The following is a 23247-nucleotide window of genomic DNA, read 5'->3' on the forward strand; positions in this document are numbered from 1 at the left end:
GCCGATCAGCTTCTCGAACCGGTACCACTTGACTAACCCCGACAGCCGATCCAGCGCTGCATTGGCACCTGCTCCCTTCGGGAGCCAAGCCTCAACAAAACTCGGCTGCCCCGTCTGCTTCACCGCCATCGTCATTCCTCCAAGGCTTTGCCTTAGAGAATCACAATTGACGGATTACGCAACAAGCCCCCTGTGGGAGAAGGTGGCGCGAAGCGCCGGATGAGGGGTCTCTCTCCGCGAATTCAAAAGCGAAAAGAGTCACACGCGGAGACAGACCCCTCACCCGTCTCGCCGCTACGCGGCGAGACACCCTCTCCCGCAAGGGAAAGAGGGGAAGAGCCTTACTTCGGCAATAGCGCTTTCAGCTTGTCCATATCGCGCACATTCATCTTGAAGCCGCCGGGCATCACGATGTCGCCGGGCTTCTGGTCCGGCTTGCAGGCCCCCAGCCATTTCGCTTCGAGCTGCAGGGTCGTGTCGCGGCCTGCTGCGCCGGCGGCGCCGCCTTGCGCGTGCGACGACGTCTTCACTGTATAGGCCGAATTGAAATCGCCGGTGATCTCGGCATGCGAGGTCGTGCTGATGCCGGCGACATTGCATTCGGAATCGCTGACATAGCCGGTCGCGGTCTTCTTGATGTCCTGCTTGGCGCAAATCTGCTTGGCCATCGGGGAGACGTTGTTGTTCATCTCCTTGTCGACGGTCTCGTCGGTGCAGTGCTGCATGGTCATCTCGGGCACCGGCGTGCCGGTCCTGACCATCTTCAATTCCCACAGGCCCGCCTTGCGCACCGGCAGGTCGTCAGCGCGGGCGCTGCCTGCCGACACGACGAGGCAAAGGGCGGAGCCGAGCAAAGCGAGTTTGCGCGTCATGTGGGAAGCTCCCGGCTGAGAGGTAGCGGCGCTGCGAAAGCGCCTCAGTAGAGCGTGCGGATCGGCTGGTCGGCCGCGCCATAGGGCACCCAGCGGCAGGAGAACGAGATGTAGCCGCCCTCATAGGCCTGCATCGCCAGGAATTTGGCGACCTTGCCGTAGCGCGCGCAGTGATCGACCGCGACCTGCCGCGCATCGACCTGGGTTGCCATCGAATAGGCGATGATACCGCCGGTGTCGTTGCCCTTGAACGGAGGCACCGGAAGCAGATCGGCGCGCGCCGACTGGCTCGCCATCATACCCAAGGCAAGTAGGCCCGCGGCCGCAATGATTCGCATTCCCGTCACTCCGATTGGTTGGCGGCAGTTTACGGTGCCGGCGCGGCGGTGGAAAGAACCGAAGACCCCTCTATTGCAGCATTGCGGTCAACTCGTCGGCAAGTGTTGCCGCGCTGCACTTGACCTCCCCCGGCCTTCACGGCACCGTCGGACCCTCGCAGATCATGCTGTCTGGATTGCCCATGCGCGCCTCGACCTTCCTGAAATCGCTCCGCTTTGCCGCCGTGCTCGGCCTCCTGTTTGGGGCGCTGTCGCTCGGTGAGGCCAGGGCCGCCAATCCGCTGGAGCTGAATTTCTGGCTGAGCGGGCCGCGCTATGACGGCAACGTCTCCGAATGCGACAGGGCGCTGCCGACGATCGCCAGCCAGTTCTGGGAGAAAGAAAGCTCGTTCTGGAATTCCTCGTTGAAGATCACCGGCTTCTCCGCCGTTCACGAGACCGCGTTCCGGCCCTGGGCGTCCGACAACATCCCGCGCCGCTATTGCACCGGCGAGGCTATGCTCACGGATGGCAAGCTGCGCAAGGTGCATTTCTCGATTGTCGAGGATGGCGGCTTCGCCGGCTACGGCCAGGGCGTCGAATGGTGTGTGGTCGGGCTCGACCGCAACTGGGCCTACAACCCGGCCTGCCGCGCCGCCAAACAATAATTGCAAAAGTTCTGATCCGGAGCGATCAGGCGGCCGAACGACGGTCGTCCGAATTTTGTTCTTGAAATGTTCTTACCGCCTGCTAGGCTCTTCTGCACAGTCTAGTTGAGGGGCGTCGCCATGTTTCATTCCAGATTGCATTTTTTCTCCCGCCTTATGATCTCGCTGACGCTTGCAGCCGGGCTGGCTGCGCTGGCCGGCGGTGCCAAGGCCCAGGACAAGCGGCAGAACACGCCCGGCGAATTCGATTTTTATGTGCTGTCGCTGTCGTGGTCGCCCTCCTTCTGCGAGGAGGCGGCGGAGCGCGGCGGCCGCTCGCAGACCCAGTGCAGCGGACGGCCCTACGCTTTCGTGGTGCATGGTCTGTGGCCGCAATATGAGAACGGTTTTCCGGAATATTGCCAGCGGCCGTCGCCGCGGCTGAACCGCAGCATCGTCTCCTCCATGCTCGATCTGATGCCGGCGCCGGGTCTGATCTTCAACGAATGGGACAAGCACGGCACCTGCTCGGGGCTCGCCGACCGCAGCTATTTCGAAACGATCCGGAAGGCGCGCGCCGCGATCAAGATTCCGGCTGAATATCTCGATCTGTCGCAGGCCAAGACCGTGGCGCCGGCGGAGGTGGAGGAAGCCTTCATCAAGGCCAATCCGGGCCTCAGCAATGCCGCCGTCTCGATCACCTGCAACCGGACGCGGCTATCGGAAGTCCGCATCTGCCTCAGCAAGGACCTGCAATTCCGCGCCTGCGAGGAGATCGACCGCCGCGCCTGCCGCCGCGACCAGGTGGCGATGCCGCCGATCCGGGGTGGGTAGTCCAGGCGTCGTGCCTCTTTGCTCAAGCCGCCACGTGGCGTAGTGCTCTTGCATGAATTACCGCCACGCCTTCCATGCCGGCAACTTCGCCGATGTCATCAAGCACATCGTGCTGGCGCGCATCATCACCTATCTCCAGGACAAACCGGGCGCGTTCCGCGTCATCGACACCCATGCCGGCGCCGGCCTCTACGATCTCGAAAGCGACGAGGCGCGCCGCGGCGGCGAGTGGCTGACGGGCATTGCGCGGCTGATGCAGGCGCGGCTGTCGAACGACGCCATGGCACTGACCAAGCCCTATCTCGACATCGTCCGCGCCTTCAATCCGAAAGGCGAGCTCAAGGCCTATCCGGGCTCGCCGCTGATCGCGCGCGCCCTGATGCGGCCGCAGGATCGCCTCGTCGCCTGCGAACTCGAGCCGAAGGCGCGGAAAGCGCTGATCGGCGTGCTGCGCCATGACGAGCAGGCCCGCGTGGTCGACCTCGACGGCTGGATGGCGTTGCCGGCTTTCGTGCCGCCAAAGGAACGGCGCGGGATCGTCCTGATCGACCCGCCGTTCGAGGCAAAGGACGAGTTCGAAAAGCTCGGCGAGGCCTTCTCGACGGCTTTCGCGAAATGGCCGACCGGTATCTATGTAATCTGGTATCCCGCCAAGAGCCGGCGCGCCACCGACGCGCTGGTGCAATCAGTGGCGCGGCTCGCAGCCGCAGCAAAACCGCCGGGAAAATGCCTGCGCCTCGAATTCAGCGTGGCGCCGCAGGCCGACGGTGCAACTCTCACCTCCACCGGGCTCTTGATCGTCAATCCCCCTTACACGCTGCAGGGCGAGCTCAAGACGATCCTGCCCGAGCTGGAAATGCCGCTCGGCCAGGGTGGCGCTGCCAGATTCCGATTAGAGGTGCCGAGACCGTAACACTCCGGCATCTTGGGAAAAATATGCAGGAGCGGTGGTCAATCTGCGGAGAACCGTATTATGCTGTTTCCGTGACTGGCTTTACGTTCCGCTTCCGCGAATGGTTGCGGCGGAGTGAAGGCCTAAGAAAGATCCAGTCGGACCAAATGGTCTGCCCAAGGATGGCCAGCTCCCGGGCTTCGTAAGGCCCGGTCATGTCGTGACGTGCGTCTGCGTCACGACGGAGGAGCAATGAGGGGGAGTTTCCCGATGGCCATGACGGGAACGGTCAAGTTTTTCAACGGTGAGCGCGGCTACGGATTCATCAAGCCGGACGACGGGGGCCGCGACGTCTTCGTACATATTACTGCTGTGGAGCGGGCCGGACTGAAGGACCTTGCCGAAGGACAGCGTATTACTTTCGAAGTCGAACCGGACAAGAAGGGCAAGGGGCCGAAGGCGGTCGATTTGGTCATCCTTCCCTAGCGAGCCTGGCGTAAAAAAAAATCCCGGCCGCAAGCGGCCGGGAGGTTGGTCCGGTATTTTCTTCTTAGCTATCAGAAGTGATAGTTCACGCCTGCGCGCACAACGCTGGCGCTATAGCCGTTTGACACGCCTGTAATCGCGAACTGACTCGTCGACAGATCGATATAGAGATATTCGAGCTTGGCGCTCCAGTTCGGCGCGAATCCGACTTCCGCGCCGGCACCGATGGTCCAGCCAGCGCTGGTGTGCGACTCGGTCCAGCCGAACGTCTGCGCGCGCAGCTCGCCGAAGGCGAGGCCCGCCGTGCCGTAGAACAGCACGTTGCTGAAGGCATAGCCGGCGCGGCCGCGCAGGGTACCGAACCACGGATTGGAGAACTTCCACGGCGCGAAGGTGTCGTCGGCACCGGCGGCCTGGATGTCGCCCTCGACGCCGAACACCCAAGGGCCGGTCTGGAAATTGTAGCCGGCCTGAACGCCGCCGACGAAGCCTGACGGCTTTGCGGGATTGTTGTTCACCGAACCCCATTCATAGCCGAGATTGGCACCGAGATACGGGCCGGCCCAGCTATAGGCATTGAGCGGCTGATTGACCGTATAGGGCGCACGCTGCCCGTAATTGAGATCGGCGGCCTCTGCCGAAGCCGTCCAGCCGACTGCAGCCAACGCGGCTGCGCCCACAACGAGCGCCTTCATCACACACTCCAACGCAACTGCCGTCACCGGTGCGATGCCTGCGCCGCCGCGCGAGGCAAAACCGCATGGTTACGGAACCACCACTTTTTCGCGTAAGATTTATCGAGAGTTTTAAGTTAAAGGCCTGTTAAGTCGGGTTACCGGGCTGTTAACAGGCTTAAGCAAGCGTTACCGGGAACTGCGCCGCCATCCTGTGCGTGCCGCACGGCCGGAACTTCAAATCGGCACCCGCAGCGCCTAAATTCGCACCATGGTTCACGATTCCACCGACAATCCGGACGACGCACGCACGCGCAAACCCGTGCGCGGCAACGCACCCGATGTCCCGGCCCAGGAAACCGAAGCGGCGCCGCCCGACCTCGATCCCGCCACAGCAAACGGCGACGACGAGGACGACGCACGGCTGCCGGACATCCTGGAAGAGAGCGGCACCGTCGGCGAAGAGCCGCTGGCGACCGGCCACGAGGCGATCGAACGCGCGGTCCGCCTCGCTCCCACCTCGCCCGGCGTCTACCGCATGCTCAATGCGAATGCCGACGTGCTCTATGTCGGCAAGGCCAAGAACGTCAAAAAGCGCCTGTCGAACTATGCGCGCCAGAGTGCGCCGCAGCCGGCCCGCATCCTGCGCATGATCGCCGCTACAGTTACCGTGGAAATCATCTCGACCCACACCGAGACTGAAGCACTGCTGCTGGAGGCCAACCTCATCAAGCAGCTTCGGCCGCGCTTCAACGTGCAGCTGCGCGACGACAAGTCGTTTCCCTACATCCTGATCACGGGCGACCATTGGGCGCCTCAGATCCTGAAGCATCGCGGCGCGCAGACGCGGCCCGGTCGCTATTTCGGCCCGTTCGCCTCTGCCGGCGCCGTCAACCGCACCATCACCGCGCTTCAGCGCGCGTTCCTGATCCGCTCCTGCACGGATTCCTTCTTTGAGAGCCGCTCGCGGCCCTGCCTGCTCTATCAGATCCGCCGTTGCGCCGGCCCCTGCACCCGCGAGATCGACTTCCCCGGCTACACGACCCTTGTGCGCGAGGCGAGCGACTTCCTGTCCGGCAAGAGCCATGCGGTGAAACAGGAGCTTGCCGCCGAGATGGAGAAGGCCTCCGGCGAGCTCGAATTCGAGAGCGCCGCGCTCTACCGCGACCGCCTCGCTGCGCTCTCCGCGATCCAGTCGCAGCAGGGCATCAATCCGCGCACGGTGGAAGAAGCCGACGTGTTCGCCATCCACCAGGAGGGCGGCTTCTCATGCGTCGAGGTGTTCTTCTTCCGCACCGGGCAGAACTGGGGCAACCGCGCCTATTTCCCGCGCGCGGAGAAGACGTATACGCCGGAAGAGGTGCTCGGCTCCTTCCTCGCCCAGTTCTACGACGACAAGCCGCCGCCGAGGAATATCCTGCTCTCGCACGAGATCGAAGAGAGCGAGCTGCTCGGCAACGCGCTGTCGATCAAGGCCGGCCGCAAGGTCGAAGTGTCCACGCCGAAGCGCGGCGAGAAGAAGGAGCTCGTCACCCACGCGCTCACCAACGCGCGCGAGGCCCTGGGCCGCAAGCTCGCGGACACCGCGACGCAGAGCCGGCTGCTGGACGCCATGGCCACGACCCTGAGCCTGCCGCATGCGCCGAAGCGGATCGAGGTCTACGACAACAGCCACATCCAGGGTACCAACGCAGTCGGCGCCATGATCGTCGCCGGCCCGGACGGTTTTGTGAAAAACCAGTACCGCAAGTTCAACATCAAGTCGGAAGGGATCACGCCGGGCGACGACTTCGCCATGATGCGCGAGGTGCTCGAGCGCCGTTTCAAGCGCTTGATCAATCCACCCGAGGACAACGCAGCCAAAACCAAGGACGACGACTTCCCGCAATGGCCCGATCTCGTGATCATCGACGGCGGCCGCGGCCAGCTCAACGCGGTCCGGGAAATCTTTGCAAATCTCGGCCTGACCCAGGTGGCGCTGATGTCGGTGGCCAAGGGGCCGGACCGGGATGCCGGCCGCGAGACCCTGTTCATGCCGGAGCGCGAGGCGATCAAGCTGGAGCCGCGCGACCCCGTGCTCTATTTCATCCAGCGGCTGCGGGACGAGGCGCACCGCTTCGTCATCGGTTCGCACCGCAAGCTGCGCAAGAAGGATATCCGCGAGGCCGGCTTGCAGGAGATTCCGGGCATCGGTCCGTCACGCAAACGTGCCTTGCTGCACCATTTCGGAACCCTGAAGGAGATCGAACGGGCTTCGATCACCGATCTCGGCAAGGTTCCGGGGGTGAGCGCCGAGAGCGCTCGCAGGATTTTCGAGTATTTCCATCCCCAGCCGGGGTGAAATAAAGGGGGGCCGCGGTCATATGGCCGTCGCATCCCGCACCCCATTTGGGGAGCGGAACGGTTGACCTTCAGGCTGCAGCGGTATTGGTAGGACGGATGAACATCGCCACGACACGAGGGACCACCAGCCGCGCGATGTCCCTCCCGAACATCCTGACCTACGGCCGGATCGCCGCGATCCCGGTCGTGGTCGGGTGCATCTACGCACAGTCGATCATGGACGGCCCGCTGTGGCTGCGCTGGGTTGCGGTCGCCATTTTCATCGCGGCTGCGGTCACCGATTACCTCGACGGCTATTACGCGCGAATCTGGAATCAGCAATCGGCGTTCGGCCGCATGCTCGATCCGATCGCCGACAAGCTTCTGGTCGCCTCGTGCCTGCTGATGCTGGCCGCCGACGGCATCATTCACGGCTGGTCGCTGTGGGCCGCCATCGTGATCCTGTGCCGCGAGATCCTGGTCTCGGGCCTGCGGGAATATCTTGCCGCGCTGCGCGTCAGCGTGCCCGTGACCAAGCTTGCGAAGTGGAAGACGACGGTTCAGCTGATCGCCATCGGCTTCCTGCTGGCTGGTCCGGCCGGCGATGAGGTGGTGCCCATGGTCTCGATGATCGGGCTGGCGCTGCTCTGGGCCTCGGCGATCCTCACCATGTACACCGGCTACGATTATTTCGGCGCCGGCATCCATCACCTCATCAAGGAGGATGAGGGATGAAGGTGAAGTACTTCGCCTGGGTGCGCGAGCGCGTCGGCAAGGCCGAGGAGACCATCGAGCCGCCCGCAACCGTGCGCACCGTGGAAGAGCTGATCGCCTGGCTGTCCGGCCAAAGCGAAGCCTACGCCTACGCCTTTGAGAAGCCGAAGGTGATCCGCGCCGCGATCGACCATGCCCACGTCAAGTCGGACGCCGCGATCGCGGGCGCTCGCGAGATCGCGTTCTTCCCGCCGATGACCGGCGGCTAGGCCATGCCCGTCACCACCTGCCCGGTCACCATCCGTATCCAGCAAGACGATTTCGACATCGCGCGCGAGATCGCGGTGTTGACCGGGAACCGCACCGATATCGGTGCGGTCGTGAGCTTTTCCGGCATCTGCCGCGGCGACGAGGACAGCGCGAAGATCGCCGCGCTCTCGCTCGAGCATTATCCCGGCATGGCCGAGGAAGAGATCAGGCGCCATGCCGACGAGGCCACCTCGCGCTGGCCTCTCAACGGCGTCACGGTGATCCATCGCGTCGGCCGTTTCATGCCCGGCCAGAACATCGTGCTGGTGCTGACCGCCTCGCAGCACCGCCAGGCCGCGTTCCAGGCAGCCGAGTTCCTGATGGATTATCTCAAGACCAACGCGCCGTTCTGGAAGAAGGAAGAGAGCGCCACCGGCACCGGCTGGGTCGAGGCCCAGGCTCGCGACGACGAAGCGACCGCACGCTGGACCCGATCCTGATGGCAACAACGACCAAAAAGAGCGTGCGCGGCCGCGCCGCGCCAAAGCTCGCGAAAGTGGGCCGCGGCGAGCTTCTCACGCCGATCGATTTTGTCCGCTATGCGGTGAGCCGCTTCAATGAGGCCAAGCTTGCCTTTGCCCATGGCACGCCCGATCCGGTCGCGGAAGCGGCCTTCCTGGTCTGTGAAGCCCTGCATCTGCATCCCGAGCAGTTCGAGATTTTTGCCAACGCGCGCGTCACGGCCGCCGAGGGCAGGATCATCATCGATCTCATTCATCAGCGCGTCACCACGCGCAAACCGGCCGCCTATCTCGTCAACAAGATCTACATGCGCGGCCTGCCGTTCTATGTGGACGAGCGCGTCATCGTTCCCCGCTCCTTCATCGGCGAGCTCTTGGAGTCGCATTTCGGCGGCGACGGCGAAGCCGGCTCGCTGATCGACGATCCCAGCGCCGTCGAGCGCGTGCTCGATCTCTGCACGGGATCGGGATGCCTCGCGATCCTCGCCGCGCATCATTTTCCGAACGCCACGATCGACGCCGTCGATATCTCCAAGGGCGCGATCGACGTCGCCAGACGGAATGTCGGCGAATACGGGCTCGATGACCGGATCAGCCTGCATCGCGGCGACCTGTTCGCCCCGCTCGGTGACGCCAAATACGACCTGATCATCACCAACCCGCCTTATGTCGATGCCGAAGGCATGGCGGCGCTGCCGCCGGAGTGCCGGGCCGAGCCGAAGCTCGCCTTTGACGGCGGCGCCGACGGTCTCGACGTGGTGCGCCAGATCCTGCGCGACGCGCCCGACCACCTGACGCCGGATGGCGGGCTGATCTGCGAGATCGGACGCGGCCGCGAACTGGTCGACGAGGCCTTTCCTGAATTACCGCTGCTCTGGCTCGACACCGAGGACTCAGAGGGCGAAGTGTTCTGGATCGCGGCCGCCGATCTCGGCTGATCCATCACGGCGGGCAGACCTCGTCGGAACAAGTCAAATACCGCCACGTTCATCCCCCGACGAATTTTCTCGCACTCGGAGGATAACCGCATGCTTGCGCCATCGGGCGAATTGCTGCGCGCCGGCGTCGCGCTCAAGCTCAACCATCTCAAGCGCGCTGCCCAGTCCTATGCCCGTGACCGGAGCAACCAGGCCACGGGCCGCATGACGTCGTATGCGGCTGCGGCCGGACTGCTCGCGGTTGCGGGCTTGTTTGTCGTCGCAGCCTTCTTCGTCGGCCTAATTGCCCTGTACCGCTGGATTGCAATCCATTACGGGCAATTCTGGGGGTTCGGCGCCGTCGGCGGCGTGCTCCTGGTCCTGGCCGCCGCCTGCGCCGGCGTGGCCATGGCCCAGATGAAGCGCAAGACCAAGCCGATCGTGCCGCTTGCCAGCCGCCTGCGCGTGGCTATCGCCACCCCGCGCATCCCGCGCGGAACGGTGAAGGAGGCGGTGAAGGAGGTCGCGACCACAATTCCCCTGGCGCCGCTCGCGCCGGGCGAACGCGGACATGAAGGAGGACATGGCGGCAGCACGTGGCCGGCTCGGTCCAACCGGCCCGTGCAACTCGGGCTGATGCTCGCGGCCGTTGGGCTGGTCGGGCTCACGGCAGCGCGCCGGCGGCGTCACGGCCACCGAGCGGATACCTAAAAATGCGTATGCGGCGCGCCGAGCAATTCGACCGCTGGCTGTTAGTGGCAGCCACGACCGTGTTCGTGCTCACCGCGGAACGGTATTTCCAGGATTCTGGCCTGGTCAGGGCGGGACCTCCGCAAGACCACCGCAACGGCGAGGCGAATTCGCCGGAAACGAGCCCGACGGGCGCAGCCTCGCAGCCCGGCCGCGGCCGCCGCGCGAAAAGCCCGTTCGCAATCCCGTGGGCAGGCTGGAAGGACATCCTCTGGCGCACCTATCAGCGCATCGACGAGGATCGCCTGCTCGCGACCGCCGGTGGCGTCGTCTTTTTCGGGCTGCTCGCGATCTTTCCCGCCATCACAGCTCTGGTTTCATTCTATGGCCTGTTCGCCGATCCCTCGACAATCAGTTCCAACCTGCAATCGCTCGCGATGATGCTGCCCGAGGGTGCGTTCCAGATCGTCGAGGACCAGGTGGCGCGCGTCGTGTCGCACGGCGGTGCGACGCTTGGTGTCACCTTCCTGTTTGGCCTCGTGCTCGCGATCTGGAGCGCCAATGCCGGCGTCAAAGCCATCTTCGATGCCCTCAACGTCGCCTATGAGGAGCGTGAAAAGCGCAGCTTCATCCGGCTGAACACGGTCTCGCTGGCCTTCACGGTCGGTGGCATCGTTGCCCTGCTGCTGATGGTGGGCGCCGTCGTCGCCTTCCCGCTCGCGCTCAACCACCTCGGCATGGCGCCCGAAAGCAAGCTGATCGTGGCGCTGGCGCGATGGCCGGTGCTGTTCGTCATTCTCCTTGCGGCGCTCGCCGTCCTCTACCGCTTCGCGCCCAGCCGCGATGCCCCGCGCTGGCAATGGCTGAGCCTCGGCGCGGTGGCGGCCGCGATCCTCTGGATCGCCGGCTCGGCGCTGCTGTCCTGGTACCTTTCGGAGTTCGCCAATTACAATGCGACCTACGGTTCGCTCGGCGCTGCGATCGGCTTGATGATGTGGATGTGGATGTCGGCGATCGTCATCATGTTTGGGGCCGAGCTGAATTCGGAGATCGAACGGCAGACCCTGCGCGACACGACCACCGGGGCACCCAAGCCGCTTGGCACCCGCGAGGCCGTCTCGGCCGACACGGTCGGCGCTGCGGCGCCATCCTGACTCCGCGATTGGGTCGCTATCCCCTCGAATCAACAATGATGTTAAGCTCATGCCGCTTGGGGGAGCATGCGGCGTGACGCGTTCGAGACGCCACCCGTGTTTTCCCGGTCAGGCAGTCAGCTCTTGAGGCGTAACGCGCGGCATGATTCGTATTTCGACGATCTTCATCGCCATCTGCATGGTTCTGGTCGCGGCCTCGCTCGGGCTCGTGCTCTACGCGGTCGCCGGCATCAGCGGAACCGAATCCGCGATCGTGGCGCTAACGGCGCTGACCTTCCTGATCCTCTACAATGCAGTGTCGATGCGGTTGCGCGACCGCAGCGACGTCGGCGGCCAGATCGCCGACCTTTCGCGCGGCACCGCCGATCTCGCCCGCCAGGTCGCCGAGTTCGGCCGCCGGCTTGCCACGATCGAAGCACGCATCGCCTCCTCCAATTCGGCCAACTCAGACCGCATTCAGGCGGTGGTCGGCGAGATCAACGAGCTCGGCGGATTGGTCAGGCAGCTCGCCACCACCGTCTCGGCTCATGAGGATCTGATGGCCGGCAACGCGCCGCTCCCGGCCCCAGCTCCGGTCGCAAGGCAGGAGCAGGACGCGTCGCTCGACCTGATGGCCCCGTTCGAAGAGGAGCGGTCGGCTGCCCCTCCCCCGGCACCCGCGCCGACGCCACGGCCGGCGGCACCGGCGATCCAGACCCAGAGCGCCAATCCGGTTCAGACCGCCAACGGCCGCAACCAGACCCAATTGCTGGCGACGCTCCGCAACGCGATCGACGAGAACCGCATCGACATCTTCCTCCAGCCGATGGTGACGCTGCCGCAGCGCAAGGTCCGCTTCTACGAGGCCGTGACGCGCCTGCGCGACGAGCGTGACCAGCTGGTCGCGGCCGAGGAGTTCATCAGCATTGCGGAGGCCTCCGGCCTGATCGGGCGCATCGACAACATGGTGATGCTGCGGTGCGTGCAGGTGCTGCGACGCCTGATGGTACGCAACAAGGAGGTCGGCGTGTTCTGCAACGTCGCGGCTTCCACGCTCGGCAATTCCACGACCTTCGCGCAATACCTCGATTTCCTCGAGGCCAACCGGGCGCTGGCGCCCTCGCTGGTGCTGGAATTCAAGCAATCGACCTTCCGCAATCTCGGTCCGGCCGAGACCGAGAATCTCGCCGCGCTCGCCCAGCGCGGTTTCCGTTTCTCGATCGACCATGTCACCGATTTGCGGATCGAACCGCGCGAGCTCGCCGATCGCGGCGTGCGCTTCATCAAGGTGCCTGCCTTGCTCCTGCTCGACCCCAGGCAGGCTTCGGCCTCGGATATCCACCCGTCCGATCTCTCCGACCTGCTCGGCCGCTTCGGCATCGACCTGATCGCCGAGCGGATCGAGGGCGAGCGCGCCGTGATCGACCTGCTCGACTATGACGTGCGGTTCGGCCAGGGGTTCCTGTTCGCGCCGCCCCGGCCATTGCGGCCGGAGGGGTCATCTGCTACCGCCGCGCCGAACCAGGCACAGGACACTCAGGGATCCAATGGCTCCGGCATACCGAGCTCAAGCGCAACGTCGGCTGCGTCTGCGCCACAGCGCGTCACCGGCAACGCCGCGCTCGCGCGCCGCATCTGATCGGCCGCACGCATCATGACCACGCTGCATTTCGCTGAAAGCCTGCGTGAACTCGTGGCGGGCGTGGACGTCGTGCTCAGCGACATCTGGGGCGTGGTCCATAACGGCCTCGAATCCTTCCCCGAAGCCTGCGACGCGCTGCACACCTATCGCAGCCGCGGCGGTACGGTCATCCTGATCACCAACGCGCCGCGCCCGGCCGACTCCGTGCAGCGTCAATTGCGCAAGCTCGGCGTCGCCGACGAGACCTACGACGCGATCGTGTCTTCAGGCGATCTGACGCGGCTCTATGTCGCCGACCATCCCGGCCGCAAGATGTTCTGGCTCGGCCCCGAGCGCGACAACTCGATCTACCGCGGCCTCGATGCGGTGACCGCGCCGCTGGAGGAGGCAGACTACATCGTCTGCACCGGTCTCTATGACGACGAGACCGAGACGGCGGAAGACTATCGCGGCATGATGCTGAAGGCGCGCGAGCGCAAGCTGACGCTGGTTTGTGCCAACCCCGACATCGTGGTGGAACGCGGCGACCGCCTGATCTATTGCGCCGGCGCGATCGCGGAGCTCTATCGCGAGCTCGGCGGCGAGGTGATCTTCTACGGCAAGCCGCACCGGCCGATCTACGAGCGCGCGATGGCGCTCGCCGGCGAACGCCATGGCCACCAGATCGACCGCAAAAAGGTGCTCGCAATCGGCGATTCCGTCCGGACCGACCTCACCGGCGCGCGCGAGTTCGGCATCGATTGCCTATTCGTGACCCGCGGCATCCATGCCGAGGAGTTCGAGGGTCTCGACCAGCTCGACCCGGCTTCGGTGCTGGAATTGTTCGGCCATCCGCCAAAGGCGCTGATGCGCGAACTGAAGTGGTAGCGAGTTGATCGTCATTCCGGCTTGATATCGGGCATCGATTCCAGAACGACGAACCAGACGCAGAAAGCCCGGGACAACCGCCCGGGCCTTCCGAATTCAACCGATGGCTTCGAGCGCGCCTTACGCGCTCGCCATGTCCGGGAAGACCGCCTCGATCTTGGTCTTCAGCGTCGCCGCGTTGAACGGCTTGACGATGTAGTTGTTCACGCCGGCCTTCTTGGCCGCGATCACGTTCTCGGTCTTTGATTCGGCCGTGATCATGATGAAGGGCGTGGTGGCGAGGTTCGGATCCGCGCGCACTTCGCGCAGCAGGTCGTAACCCGTCATCGGCTCCATGTTCCAGTCGGAAATCACGAGACCGTACTTCTTGCCACGCATCTTGTTCAGCGCTGCCGAACCGTCGCTTGCATCATCGATATTCTCGAAGCCAAGCTGCTTCAGGAGGTTCCTGATGATACGGATCATGGTGCTGTAGTCGTCAACCACCAGAACCGACATCGACAAATCAACCGCCATCTCGACTCCCCCAACGCAAACCCAGGAAATATTACGATCGGACCTGCCGGGCCGGAGCCCCGCGGTTCCACGCTCCAAGGACTAGCACCAAGGCGTTAAACAGCGCGTTAACTGGGAACGCCCCCGGTGGACTGAAATCACCTTCGATGCGGCCGCCCCCCTCCCGCTTGACTTCATCCGGCCCGTCGCGCCACGGTCCCGGCCGGTCCCGCCGGTTCGAGAATTCCCCTGATGGCTCCGCATTTTACCGTTATCCGCGACACCACACCGGACTCCGCCATTGCAAGGGGGGCCGTGGTCGCCATGGGCAATTTCGACGGCGTTCATCTCGGCCATCGCGCCGTGATCGCCGCAGCCCTGGAAATGGGCAGGATCCATGGCCGCCCTGCGCTGGCATTGACCTTCGAGCCGCATCCGCGGCGGTTTTTCAGCCCCAACACCCCGCAATTCCGCCTGACGGACGAGCGTGCCAAGCTGCGGCTTCTGGCCGGCACCGGACTTGACGGCGCCGTGGTCATGACCTTCGACAAGTCCCGCGCCGGGACCAGCGCGCAAGACTTCATTCACCATGACCTGATCGGGCGCCTGGGCATCGGCGGAATCGCCGTCGGCTACGACTTCCACTTCGGCAAGGGCCGGGTCGGCTCGCCGAGCCTCCTCGTCAGCGAGGCGCCCCGGCTCGGCATCGAGGTCGACGTGCAGCCGCATGTCGACATCGACGAGCGGCCGGTCTCGTCCAGCGCGATCCGGATCGCGCTCGCAGAAGGCCAGATCGACGAGGCCACGGCCATGCTCGGCGCGCCCTGGTTCATCACCGGCGAGGTCATCCACGGCGAGAAGCGCGGCCGCGACCTCGGTTATCCCACCGCCAACATCCGCCTCGATGCCAATTGCGGCCTCAAGCACGGCATCTATGCGGTGCGGGTCGGCCGCGGCGCGGAGCGGCTGGACGGGGTGGCAAGCTTCGGCCGCCGCCCGACCTTCGATAACGGCGCGCCGCTGCTGGAAATCTTCCTGTTCGACTTCAAGGGCGATCTTTACGGACAGACGCTCGACTGCGCCTTTATCGGCTTCATTCGCGAGGAGCTGAAATTCGACGGCCTGGATGCCCTGATCCGCCAGATGGACGACGATTCCGCCCGCGCCCGCGCCATGCTCGCCGCCGCCCCGGACGCGTTTCCGCGGCTTGGCATCATCGATTGAGGCCGGAAACCGGCCCCCCGAACCTTTTGCGCTTCCCTTAGCCCCCTGCTATGGAGAGCCCATGTTTGCGCGGCGCATCATAGGGATTAGCGGCCCGGCTTCCGCCTGAGCCTTCGGCTCGGCGCAAGACCGGGATGTTGTCGTTTCACCCGCGATTCCGCATCGCCATCGTTCCCGCGCCCTTCCGAGCCAGTCAGCCTCATGTCCGACAAGCCACAAAAGTCCCAAAAATCCGAAGCCAAAGACTATTCGAAAACCTTGTTCCTGCCGCAGACCGAATTCCCGATGCGCGCCGGCCTGCCGCAGCGCGAGCCGGAGCTGCTGAAATACTGGAACGACATCGGCCTTTACGACAGACTCCGCCAGGAAGCCCAGGGCCGCGCCAAATTCGTGCTGCATGACGGCCCGCCCTACGCCAACGGCAACATCCATATCGGGCACGCGCTGAACAAGATCCTCAAGGACGTCGTGACCAAGAGCCAGCAGATGCTCGGATTCGACTCCAACTATGTGCCCGGTTGGGACTGCCACGGCCTGCCGATCGAATGGAAGATCGAGGAGGAGAACTACCGTTCCAAGGGCAAGCAGAAGCCCGACTTCCGCGACTCCGCCGCGATGGTGGCGTTCCGGAAAGAGTGCCGCGCCTATGCGACACACTGGATCAACGTGCAGCGTGAGGAATTCAAGCGCCTCGGCATCATCGGCGACTGGGATCATCCCTATCAGACGATGAGCTATCCCGCCGAAGCGCAGATCGCCCGCGAGCTGATGAAGTTCGCCGCCAACGGTACGCTGTATCGCGGCTCCAAGCCGGTGATGTGGAGCGTGGTCGAAAAGACCGCGCTCGCCGAGGCCGAGGTCGAGTACGAGGACTACACCTCCGACATGGTGTGGGTGAAGTTTCCCGTCACGTCCCCGGCACATGGTGTGCTCGCCAATGCTTCGGTCGTGATCTGGACCACCACGCCCTGGACACTGCCCGGCAACCGCGCGATCTCGTTCTCACCGAAGATCGCCTACGGCCTCTACAAGGTGACGGATGCTGCCGCGGACAATTGGGCGAAGACCGGCGATCTCCTGATCCTGGCCGACGCGCTTGCGGCAGAGGTGTTCAAGCAGGCGCGCGTCACGGCCTATGAGAAGCTGCGCGACATTCCCGGCGATACGCTGGACGCCGTGGAGTGCGCCCATCCCTTGCGCGGCCTCGATGGCGGTTACGCGTTTATCGTGCCGCTGCTCGCCGGCGAGCATGTCACCGACGATACCGGCACAGGCTTCGTGCACACCGCGCCGAGCCACGGCCGCGAGGACTTCGACGTCTGGATGGCCAATACCCGCGAGCTCGATGAGCGCGGCATCTCGACCGCGATCCCCTACACTGTCGACGAGAACGGCGCCTATACCGCGCAGGCCCCCGGCTTCACCGGCAAGCGCGTGCTCAACGACAAGGGCGAGAAGGGCGATGCCAATGAGGCCGTGATCAAGGCGTTGATCGAGGCCGGCAAGCTGCTCGCGCGCGGCCGCCTCAAGCACCAATATCCGCATTCCTGGCGCTCGAAGAAGCCGGTCATTTTCCGCAACACGCCGCAATGGTTCATCGCGATGGACAAGGACATCAGCGAAGATGGCCATGCCAAGAAGGGCGATACACTGCGGGCCCGCGCGCTGCATGCGATCTCGGTCACGCAATGGGTGCCCCCGTCGGGTGAGAACCGCATCAACGGCATGATCGCCAACCGTCCGGACTGGGTGATCTCGCGCCAGCGCGCCTGGGGCGTTCCGATCGCCGTGTTCGTGCGCGAGAAGAGCGACGGCTCGGCCGAAATCCTGCAGGACGAGATCGTCAATCAGCGCATCACCGAGGCCTTCATGGAGGAAGGCGCCGACGCCTGGTACATGGAGGGCGCCCGTGAGCGCTTCCTTGGATCGCGGGCGAAGGAAGACTGGAAGAAGATCGACGACATCTGCGACGTCTGGTTCGATTCCGGCTCCACGCACGCCTTCGTGCTCGAGGACCGCCAGAACTTCCCGCAGCTCGGCAACATCGTTCGCAAGGTCGACGGCGGCGACGACACCGTGATGTATCTCGAAGGCAGCGACCAGCATCGCGGCTGGTTTCATTCCTCGCTGCTGGAGAGCGCCGGCACGCGCGGCCGCGCGCCCTATGACATCGTGCTCACCCACGGCTTCACGCTCGACGAGAACGGCCGCAAGATGTCGAAGTCGATCGGCAACACCGTCGAGCCACAGAAGGTGATCAAGGATTCGGGCGCGGACATCCTGCGCCTGTGGGTCTGCGCCACCGACTATGCCGACGACCAGCGCATCGGCCCGGAGATACTGAAGAACACCATCGAGACCTACCGCAAGCTGCGCAACACCGTGCGCTGGATGCTGGGAACGCTGGATCACTTCAAGAAGGAGGACGCTGTTCCATTTTCCGAAATGCCGGAGTTGGAACGGTTGATGCTACATCAATTGGCCGTCCAGGATGTGAGCGTGCAATTTGCTTACAAAAACTTCGACTATAAGCTGGTCGTCGCCACACTTTCCAGTTTCCTGAACACCGAACTGTCGGCGTTCTATTTCGACATCCGAAAGGATACGCTCTACTGCGACCCGCCGTCATCGTTGACGCGTAAGGCGTCTCTGACCACGATCAACATTATCTGCGACGCGGTCCTGCGTTGGCTAGCGCCGATTTTGAGCTTCACCGCTGATGAGGCATGGCGACAATATAAGCCAGACGCCGAGCCATCAGTGCATCTGACTGTGTTTCCCACGGATATCGGCGCATACGGTGATGGTGAGCTGGATGCAAAATGGGAGATCATCAGGAGAGTCCGCCGCGTCGTCACCGGTGCGCTGGAGCTCGAACGCGCCGCCAAGAACATCGGCTCGTCGCTGGAGGCCTCGCCGGTGATCTATGTCGCCGACCGCGACATGCTTGCGACGCTGTTCGACATCGACCTCGCCGAGATCTGCATCACCTCGAACTACGAGGTGCGCGAGGACGAGGCGCCGGCTTCCGCATTCCGTCTCGATGCCGTTCCCGGCATCGCTGTCGTGGTGGAGAAGGCGGTCGGCACCAAATGCGCCCGTTCCTGGAAGATTTCGCCGACGGTGGGTGAAGACCCCGAATACCCCGACGTCACCCCGCGCGACGCCAAGGCGCTGCGCGAATGGAAGGCGCTGGGGGTGAGTGTCTAACTTCGTGTCGTCCCGGCGGAGGCCGGGACCCATAACCACGACCGCCGATTGCAGCGAAGGCTGATGACCACGAGTCCCTCAAACAACTTCCGTCTCGGAGTATGGGTCCCGGCCTTCGCCGGGACGACGGCGGTGTTTGTAGTGGAGATAGAGATCTCGCCTGCATGACCCCGCTCCGCGCCGGCATCCTCGCGGCCCTGCTCACGCTGGTGGCCGACCAGGCTTCAAAGCTCTGGCTGCTGAATGTGTTCGACCTTGCCCGTCGCGGCGCGGTCGAGGTGACCCCGTTCTTCGACCTGGTGCTAGCCTGGAACATCGGCATCAGCTTCGGCTGGCTCCAGAACGACGGCCAGGCTGCGCAAATGGCGCTGATGGCCGTGAAGGTCCTCGCCGTGGTTGCGCTGGCGATCTGGATGGCCCGCTCGCACACCCTGCTGGCAACCATCGCGCTCGGCCTGATCATCGGCGGCGCCATCGGCAATGGGATCGATCGCCTCGCCTATGGCGCGGTGGTCGATTTCGCCCTGTTTCACGTCGAGATCGGCGGAAAGACCTATAATTGGTACGTGTTCAACCTCGCGGACGTGGCCATCGTTGCTGGCGTGGCGGCGCTATTGTATGATTCCTTCCTGGGGGTACCCGCCGCAAAAGCGCCCTGATCCCGGCCGATACGGACCGGCAGGCGGAACCTTGTTTTTGCGAGGGATTATGCCGCGCGAGAGCGGCAAACTGCCACAATTTGGAACAGGTACAGTGATGCGCAGCTCGAAGACCAGCAGTTCGATGGTTGGAGACCCCCGGCAGGGGTTCTGGCGGGCGTTGAAATTGTCCGCTGTCGCACTCGGCATCGGTCTCGTCATGTCGGCTGGCGCTGCCCGCGCCGGTGACGACGGCGAGGACGATGACGATATGACCTTCGAAGAGAAGCTCATCGACAATCTGATGTCGGGCATCGGCGCCAAGAGCATGGAGAAGAAGGGTATTGAGTACCGCGAGCGGTCGCCGCTGGTGGTACCGCCCAAGCTCGACCTGCCGCCGCCCGCCGGCACCGAAGCCAAGAACGCGCCGAACTGGCCGAAGGACCCGGACGAAAAGCGCCGCAAGGAGGCCATCGCCCAGCGGAAAAAGGCCGTCAAGGCGACGGAGAATTGGCAGGCAGGCCGGACGTTGTCGCCCGCCGAGATGGAGGTCGGCAGAACAGCTGCACCCGAGCGCACGAGCAACGACCCCATCCAGCCGGGCACCAACGGCAACCCGTCGCTCAGCCCCGCCCAACTCGGTTTCACCGGCGGTCTGTGGGGCATGATGTCGAACAACAAGGGCGAGGCCAAGCAATTCACGACCGAGCCGCCGCGCCAGTCGCTGGTCGAGCCGCCGCCGGGCTATCAGACGCCGTCGCCGAGCTACGCCTATGGCGCCGGAGAGGACAAGACGAGGCGGACCTATTTCGACATCATGTCCGGGAAGGACAAGGAACAATAACGCTCCTGTCACTTTGCGATATCCCGACAGACGCGGTCCCGCGCCGACGGCTCGTGCGCGCCGGACGCGGTCTTTAATTGCTTATCAGTAACTTGCGCCCGAGTTGAGTTCTCTGCTTCGTGACGCGAAGCGTTTGCCGCACGGTGTACCATGCCGTGCCTCCGAGCCGGACATCCGGGCTCGGCCTTTCATAAGGATCATGATGTCCTCTTACCGATCGGCTGCCCGCCTCCTTGCCGCGCTGCTTTCGACGAGTGTCCTGACGGCCGGCGCATCTCTTGCGCAGACCACGGTGAGATCGGCTCCGCCCGCCAGCTTCACGCTTGGAAACGGCATGCAGGTCGTGGTGATTCCCGACCACCGCACGCCCGTCGTCACGGAAATGATCTGGTACAAGGTCGGCTCGGCGGACGAGACGCCGGGCAAGTCCGGGCTCGCGCACTTCCTCGAGCACCTGATGTTCAAGGGCACATCGAAGCATCCGGTCGGCGAATTCTCCCAGACCGTTCTCCGCGTCGGGGGCAACGAGAACGCCTCGACCTCGGTCGACTACACCAACTATTACCAGCGCGTGCCGAAAGAGCAGCTGCCGACCATGATGGAGTTCGAGGCCGACCGCATGACCGGTCTGATCCTCAAGGACGAGAACGTGCTGCCCGAGCGCGACGTGGTGCTCGAAGAATACAACATGCGCGTCGCCAACAATCCGGACGCGCGGCTGAACGAGCAGATCATGGCCGCGCTCTATCTCAACCATCCCTACGGCCGGCCGGTGATCGGCTGGCACCAGGAGATCGAGAAGCTCGATCGCGAGGATGCGCTCGCCTTCTACCGCCGCTTCTATGCGCCGAACAACGCGATCCTGGTGATCGCGGGCGACGTCGAGGCCGCCGACATCCGCCCGCTGGTGGAGCGCAATTTCGGCTCCATCCCGGCCCAACCCGCGATCCCGGCCCGCCGTGTCCGCCCGCAGGAGCCGGAGCCCGCGGCGCCGCGCACCGTGACCCTTGCCGATCCGCGCGTCGAGCAACCCGGCTTGCGGCGCTATTACCTGGTGCCCTCGGCGACCACGGCTGCGGCCGGCGAAAGCGCGGCCCTCGACGTGCTGGCGCAGCTAATGGGCAGCGGCAACAATTCCTATCTCTACCGTGCGCTCGTGGTCGACAAGCCGCTCGCGGTCTCCGCCAGCGCCAGTTATTCGAGCATCTCGCTCGACCCGACCCAGTTCGCGATCTCGGCTTCGCCCAAATCCGGCGTCAGCTTCGCCGAGATCGAGCAGGTGGTCGACGGCGTCATTGCCGACATCGCGCAGAATCCGATCCGTGCCGAGGATCTCGAGCGGGTCAAGACCCAGCTCATCGCCGAGGCGATCTACGCCCAGGACAACCAGGCGGTGCTGGCACGCTGGTATGGCGGCGCACTGACCACGGGCCTGTCGATCGAGGACATCCGGAGCTGGCCAGATCGCATCCGCGCGGTCACCGCCGAGCAGGTCCGCACCGTCGCGCAGAAATGGCTCGAGAAGAAGCGCTCAGTGACAGGCTATCTGATCAAGGACACCGCGACCACCAAACGCGAGGAGAAGCGTTCGTGACCTATCACTTCCTTCGACGCGTTGCGTTCTCCTTTGCCACCGGCGCGGCACTCGCGCTCGCTACCGTCTCGCCGTCGCAGGCGGCTGCAAAGATCCAGCACTTGACGTCGCCGGGCGGCATCGAGGCTTGGTTCGTGCAGGATGCGACCGTACCGCTGATCGCCATGGAATATTCCTTTGCCGGCGGCTCGGCCCAGGATCCCAAGGACAAGTCGGGCGTCGCCAATCTGGTCGGCGATCTCCTCGACGAAGGCTCCGGCGATCTCGATTCCAAGACCTTCCATGAGCGGCTCGATCGCCGCGCCATCGAGCTCTCCTTCTCCGCCACCCGCGACACGTTCCGCGGCAGCCTGCGCATGCTGCGCGACAACAAGGACGAGGCCTTCGACCTGCTGCAGAGCGCGCTGACCTCGCCGCATTTCGAAACCGCCGATGTCGAACGCATTCGCTCGCAGGTAATCTCGGGCCTGCGCCGCGAGACCACCAACCCGACCTCGCTGGCGAGCCGCAAATTCCTGGAAGTCGCCTTCGGCGAACATCCCTACGGCCGGCAGTCCAACGGCAACCTCGACAGCGTTCCGACCATCACGATCGCCGACATGAAGGACTATGTCGGCCGCGTGCTCGCCAAGGACACGCTGAAGATCGCGGTGGTTGGCGACGTTGATCCCGATACGCTCGGCAAGCTGCTCGACCACACGTTTGGCAGCCTGCCCGCCAAGGCCAATCTCGTGCCGGTCCCCGACGTCGAGGCCGCCAAGCCGCCGCAACGCGCCTTCGTGACGCTCGACGTTCCCCAGACCGTGATCACCTTCGGCGGCCCCGGGGTGAAGCGCAGCGATCCGAACTTCATGGCGGCCTATGTCGTCAACCACATCCTCGGCGGCGGCGGGTTGTCCTCGCGGCTTTATCGCGAGGTGCGCGAGAAGCGCGGGCTGGCCTATTCGGTGTTCGAATCGCTGCTTTGGATGGAGCATTCGGCGGTCTTCATCGGCAATACCGGCACCCGCGCCGACCGCGCAGGCGACACCATCGACGCCATCGACAAGGAAGTGCGTCGGATCGCCGAGGAAGGCCCGACGCAGAAGGAGCTCGATGAGGCCAAGTCCTACCTCAAGGGCTCGCAGATGCTGGCGCTCGATACCTCCTCGAAGCTCGCGCAGGCGCTGCTGCAATATCAGCAGGACAAGCTGCCGATCGACTACATCGAGAAGCGCAACGCCGTCGTCGATGCGGTCACCATGGATGACGCCAAGGCGGCCGCAAAGCGCCTCTGGGGCCAGGGCCTCCTGACCGTCGTCGTCGGCCGCGCTCCGCAGGCGGCGGCGCAACCGGCAGCCGCACCGGTGACGAAGTCGAACTGACGTCTTCCATACGCTTCCTGAAATGGCCGGGCTCGCCCGGCCATTTGCATTCCGGGCGCCATTGCCGAACCTAGGCGTCCGGGATATGTCCGGGCATCACG

At 64.3% G+C, this 23247-nt stretch carries 23 protein-coding genes; 19 read left to right on the plus strand and 4 right to left on the minus strand.

Going from position 1 to position 23247, the window contains the following annotated elements; all coding sequences use genetic code 11:
- Positions 1-341 precede the first annotated feature (341 nt).
- Complete coding sequence (locus ABIB90_RS25720; protein WP_007596851.1) at positions 342-872, minus strand: DUF3617 domain-containing protein; 531 nt, start codon at positions 870-872, stop codon at positions 342-344.
- A 44-nt stretch (positions 873-916) separates the two neighbouring features.
- Entirely contained in the window at positions 917-1210 is a 294-nt protein-coding gene (locus ABIB90_RS25725; RefSeq protein ID WP_007596852.1) for a hypothetical protein, read from the minus strand.
- A 182-nt stretch (positions 1211-1392) separates the two neighbouring features.
- Between ABIB90_RS25725 and ABIB90_RS25730 the strand changes: the two genes are divergently transcribed.
- From ABIB90_RS25730 to ABIB90_RS25745, 4 genes are all read left to right on the plus strand, one after another.
- A complete protein-coding gene (locus tag ABIB90_RS25730; RefSeq protein ID WP_007596853.1) occupies positions 1393-1857 on the plus strand; it encodes a hypothetical protein in 465 nt (154 codons plus the stop codon).
- A gap of 120 nt (positions 1858-1977) precedes the next feature.
- Positions 1978-2670 (plus strand): ribonuclease T2 family protein, encoded by a 693-nt coding sequence (locus ABIB90_RS25735; protein WP_007596854.1) that lies wholly within the window; start codon positions 1978-1980, stop codon positions 2668-2670.
- A 52-nt stretch (positions 2671-2722) separates the two neighbouring features.
- The gene (locus ABIB90_RS25740) at positions 2723-3583 is read left to right on the plus strand and encodes a 23S rRNA (adenine(2030)-N(6))-methyltransferase RlmJ (protein ID WP_219683631.1); all 861 of its coding nucleotides are present in this window, start codon (positions 2723-2725) and stop codon (positions 3581-3583) included.
- A 249-nt stretch (positions 3584-3832) separates the two neighbouring features.
- Positions 3833-4048 carry a cold-shock protein gene (locus ABIB90_RS25745; RefSeq protein ID WP_007614865.1) on the plus strand — a complete coding sequence of 72 codons (216 nt, stop codon included), beginning with the start codon at positions 3833-3835 and terminating at the stop codon, positions 4046-4048.
- Between the two features lie 71 nt (positions 4049-4119).
- Here the strand turns inward: ABIB90_RS25745 and ABIB90_RS25750 are convergent, their stop codons facing one another.
- Entirely contained in the window at positions 4120-4743 is a 624-nt protein-coding gene (locus ABIB90_RS25750; RefSeq protein WP_007596857.1) for an outer membrane protein, read from the minus strand.
- 250 nt (positions 4744-4993) lie between these two features.
- On the opposite strand from ABIB90_RS25750, the gene uvrC reads away from it, so the two are divergent.
- From uvrC to ABIB90_RS25795, 9 genes are all read left to right on the plus strand, one after another.
- A complete protein-coding gene (uvrC, locus tag ABIB90_RS25755) occupies positions 4994-7063 on the plus strand; it encodes an excinuclease ABC subunit UvrC (RefSeq protein ID WP_354168548.1) in 2070 nt (689 codons plus the stop codon).
- Positions 7064-7161: 98 nt separating this feature from the next.
- On the plus strand, positions 7162-7779 hold the full coding sequence (pgsA, locus tag ABIB90_RS25760) for a CDP-diacylglycerol--glycerol-3-phosphate 3-phosphatidyltransferase (protein WP_007596859.1): 618 nt from the start codon (positions 7162-7164) through the stop codon (positions 7777-7779).
- The gene (gene moaD / locus ABIB90_RS25765; RefSeq protein WP_007596861.1) at positions 7776-8027 is read left to right on the plus strand and encodes a molybdopterin converting factor subunit 1; all 252 of its coding nucleotides are present in this window, start codon (positions 7776-7778) and stop codon (positions 8025-8027) included. Before pgsA ends, moaD begins: the two co-directional genes overlap by 4 nt.
- A gap of 3 nt (positions 8028-8030) precedes the next feature.
- The gene (locus ABIB90_RS25770; RefSeq protein ID WP_354201597.1) at positions 8031-8507 is read left to right on the plus strand and encodes a molybdenum cofactor biosynthesis protein MoaE; all 477 of its coding nucleotides are present in this window, start codon (positions 8031-8033) and stop codon (positions 8505-8507) included.
- Positions 8507-9466, plus strand: coding sequence for a 50S ribosomal protein L3 N(5)-glutamine methyltransferase (gene prmB, locus ABIB90_RS25775; RefSeq protein WP_354201598.1), 960 nt, complete (start codon positions 8507-8509; stop codon positions 9464-9466). Before ABIB90_RS25770 ends, prmB begins: the two co-directional genes overlap by 1 nt.
- 90 nt (positions 9467-9556) lie before the next feature.
- Entirely contained in the window at positions 9557-10156 is a 600-nt protein-coding gene (locus ABIB90_RS25780; RefSeq protein WP_007596868.1) for a hypothetical protein, read from the plus strand.
- 2 nt (positions 10157-10158) lie between these two features.
- Positions 10159-11289 (plus strand): YihY/virulence factor BrkB family protein, encoded by a 1131-nt coding sequence (locus ABIB90_RS25785; RefSeq protein ID WP_007596871.1) that lies wholly within the window; start codon positions 10159-10161, stop codon positions 11287-11289.
- Positions 11290-11431: 142 nt separating this feature from the next.
- On the plus strand, positions 11432-12907 hold the full coding sequence (locus tag ABIB90_RS25790) for an EAL domain-containing protein (protein WP_354201599.1): 1476 nt from the start codon (positions 11432-11434) through the stop codon (positions 12905-12907).
- A 15-nt stretch (positions 12908-12922) separates the two neighbouring features.
- Positions 12923-13777 (plus strand): TIGR01459 family HAD-type hydrolase, encoded by an 855-nt coding sequence (locus tag ABIB90_RS25795; RefSeq protein WP_354201600.1) that lies wholly within the window; start codon positions 12923-12925, stop codon positions 13775-13777.
- Between the two features lie 120 nt (positions 13778-13897).
- Here ABIB90_RS25795 and ABIB90_RS25800 read toward each other — a convergent pair whose 3' ends face one another.
- Entirely contained in the window at positions 13898-14293 is a 396-nt protein-coding gene (locus ABIB90_RS25800) for a response regulator (protein ID WP_007596883.1), read from the minus strand.
- Positions 14294-14524: 231 nt separating this feature from the next.
- On the opposite strand from ABIB90_RS25800, the gene ABIB90_RS25805 reads away from it, so the two are divergent.
- The 6 genes from ABIB90_RS25805 to ABIB90_RS25830 all read left to right on the plus strand — a co-directional run bounded on the left by ABIB90_RS25805 (position 14525) and on the right by ABIB90_RS25830 (position 23146).
- Positions 14525-15496 carry a bifunctional riboflavin kinase/FAD synthetase gene (locus tag ABIB90_RS25805; protein WP_354201601.1) on the plus strand — a complete coding sequence of 324 codons (972 nt, stop codon included), beginning with the start codon at positions 14525-14527 and terminating at the stop codon, positions 15494-15496.
- Between the two features lie 201 nt (positions 15497-15697).
- On the plus strand, positions 15698-18706 hold the full coding sequence (gene ileS / locus ABIB90_RS25810; protein ID WP_354201602.1) for an isoleucine--tRNA ligase: 3009 nt from the start codon (positions 15698-15700) through the stop codon (positions 18704-18706).
- Between the two features lie 164 nt (positions 18707-18870).
- Entirely contained in the window at positions 18871-19365 is a 495-nt protein-coding gene (gene lspA, locus ABIB90_RS25815; protein WP_007596886.1) for a signal peptidase II, read from the plus strand.
- Positions 19366-19462: 97 nt separating this feature from the next.
- Positions 19463-20188, plus strand: a complete 726-nt coding sequence (locus tag ABIB90_RS25820; RefSeq protein WP_354168745.1) for a hypothetical protein — start codon at positions 19463-19465, stop codon at positions 20186-20188.
- 199 nt (positions 20189-20387) lie between these two features.
- Positions 20388-21782: a M16 family metallopeptidase gene (locus tag ABIB90_RS25825; RefSeq protein WP_354201603.1), complete on the plus strand. Its 1395-nt coding sequence runs from the start codon at positions 20388-20390 to the stop codon at positions 21780-21782.
- Entirely contained in the window at positions 21779-23146 is a 1368-nt protein-coding gene (locus ABIB90_RS25830) for a M16 family metallopeptidase (RefSeq protein WP_354201604.1), read from the plus strand. Before ABIB90_RS25825 ends, ABIB90_RS25830 begins: the two co-directional genes overlap by 4 nt.
- Positions 23147-23247: the final 101 nt, after the last annotated feature.

The organism is Bradyrhizobium sp. JR4.1, from assembly GCF_040548605.1.
GTDB lineage: Bacteria > Pseudomonadota > Alphaproteobacteria > Rhizobiales > Xanthobacteraceae > Bradyrhizobium > Bradyrhizobium canariense.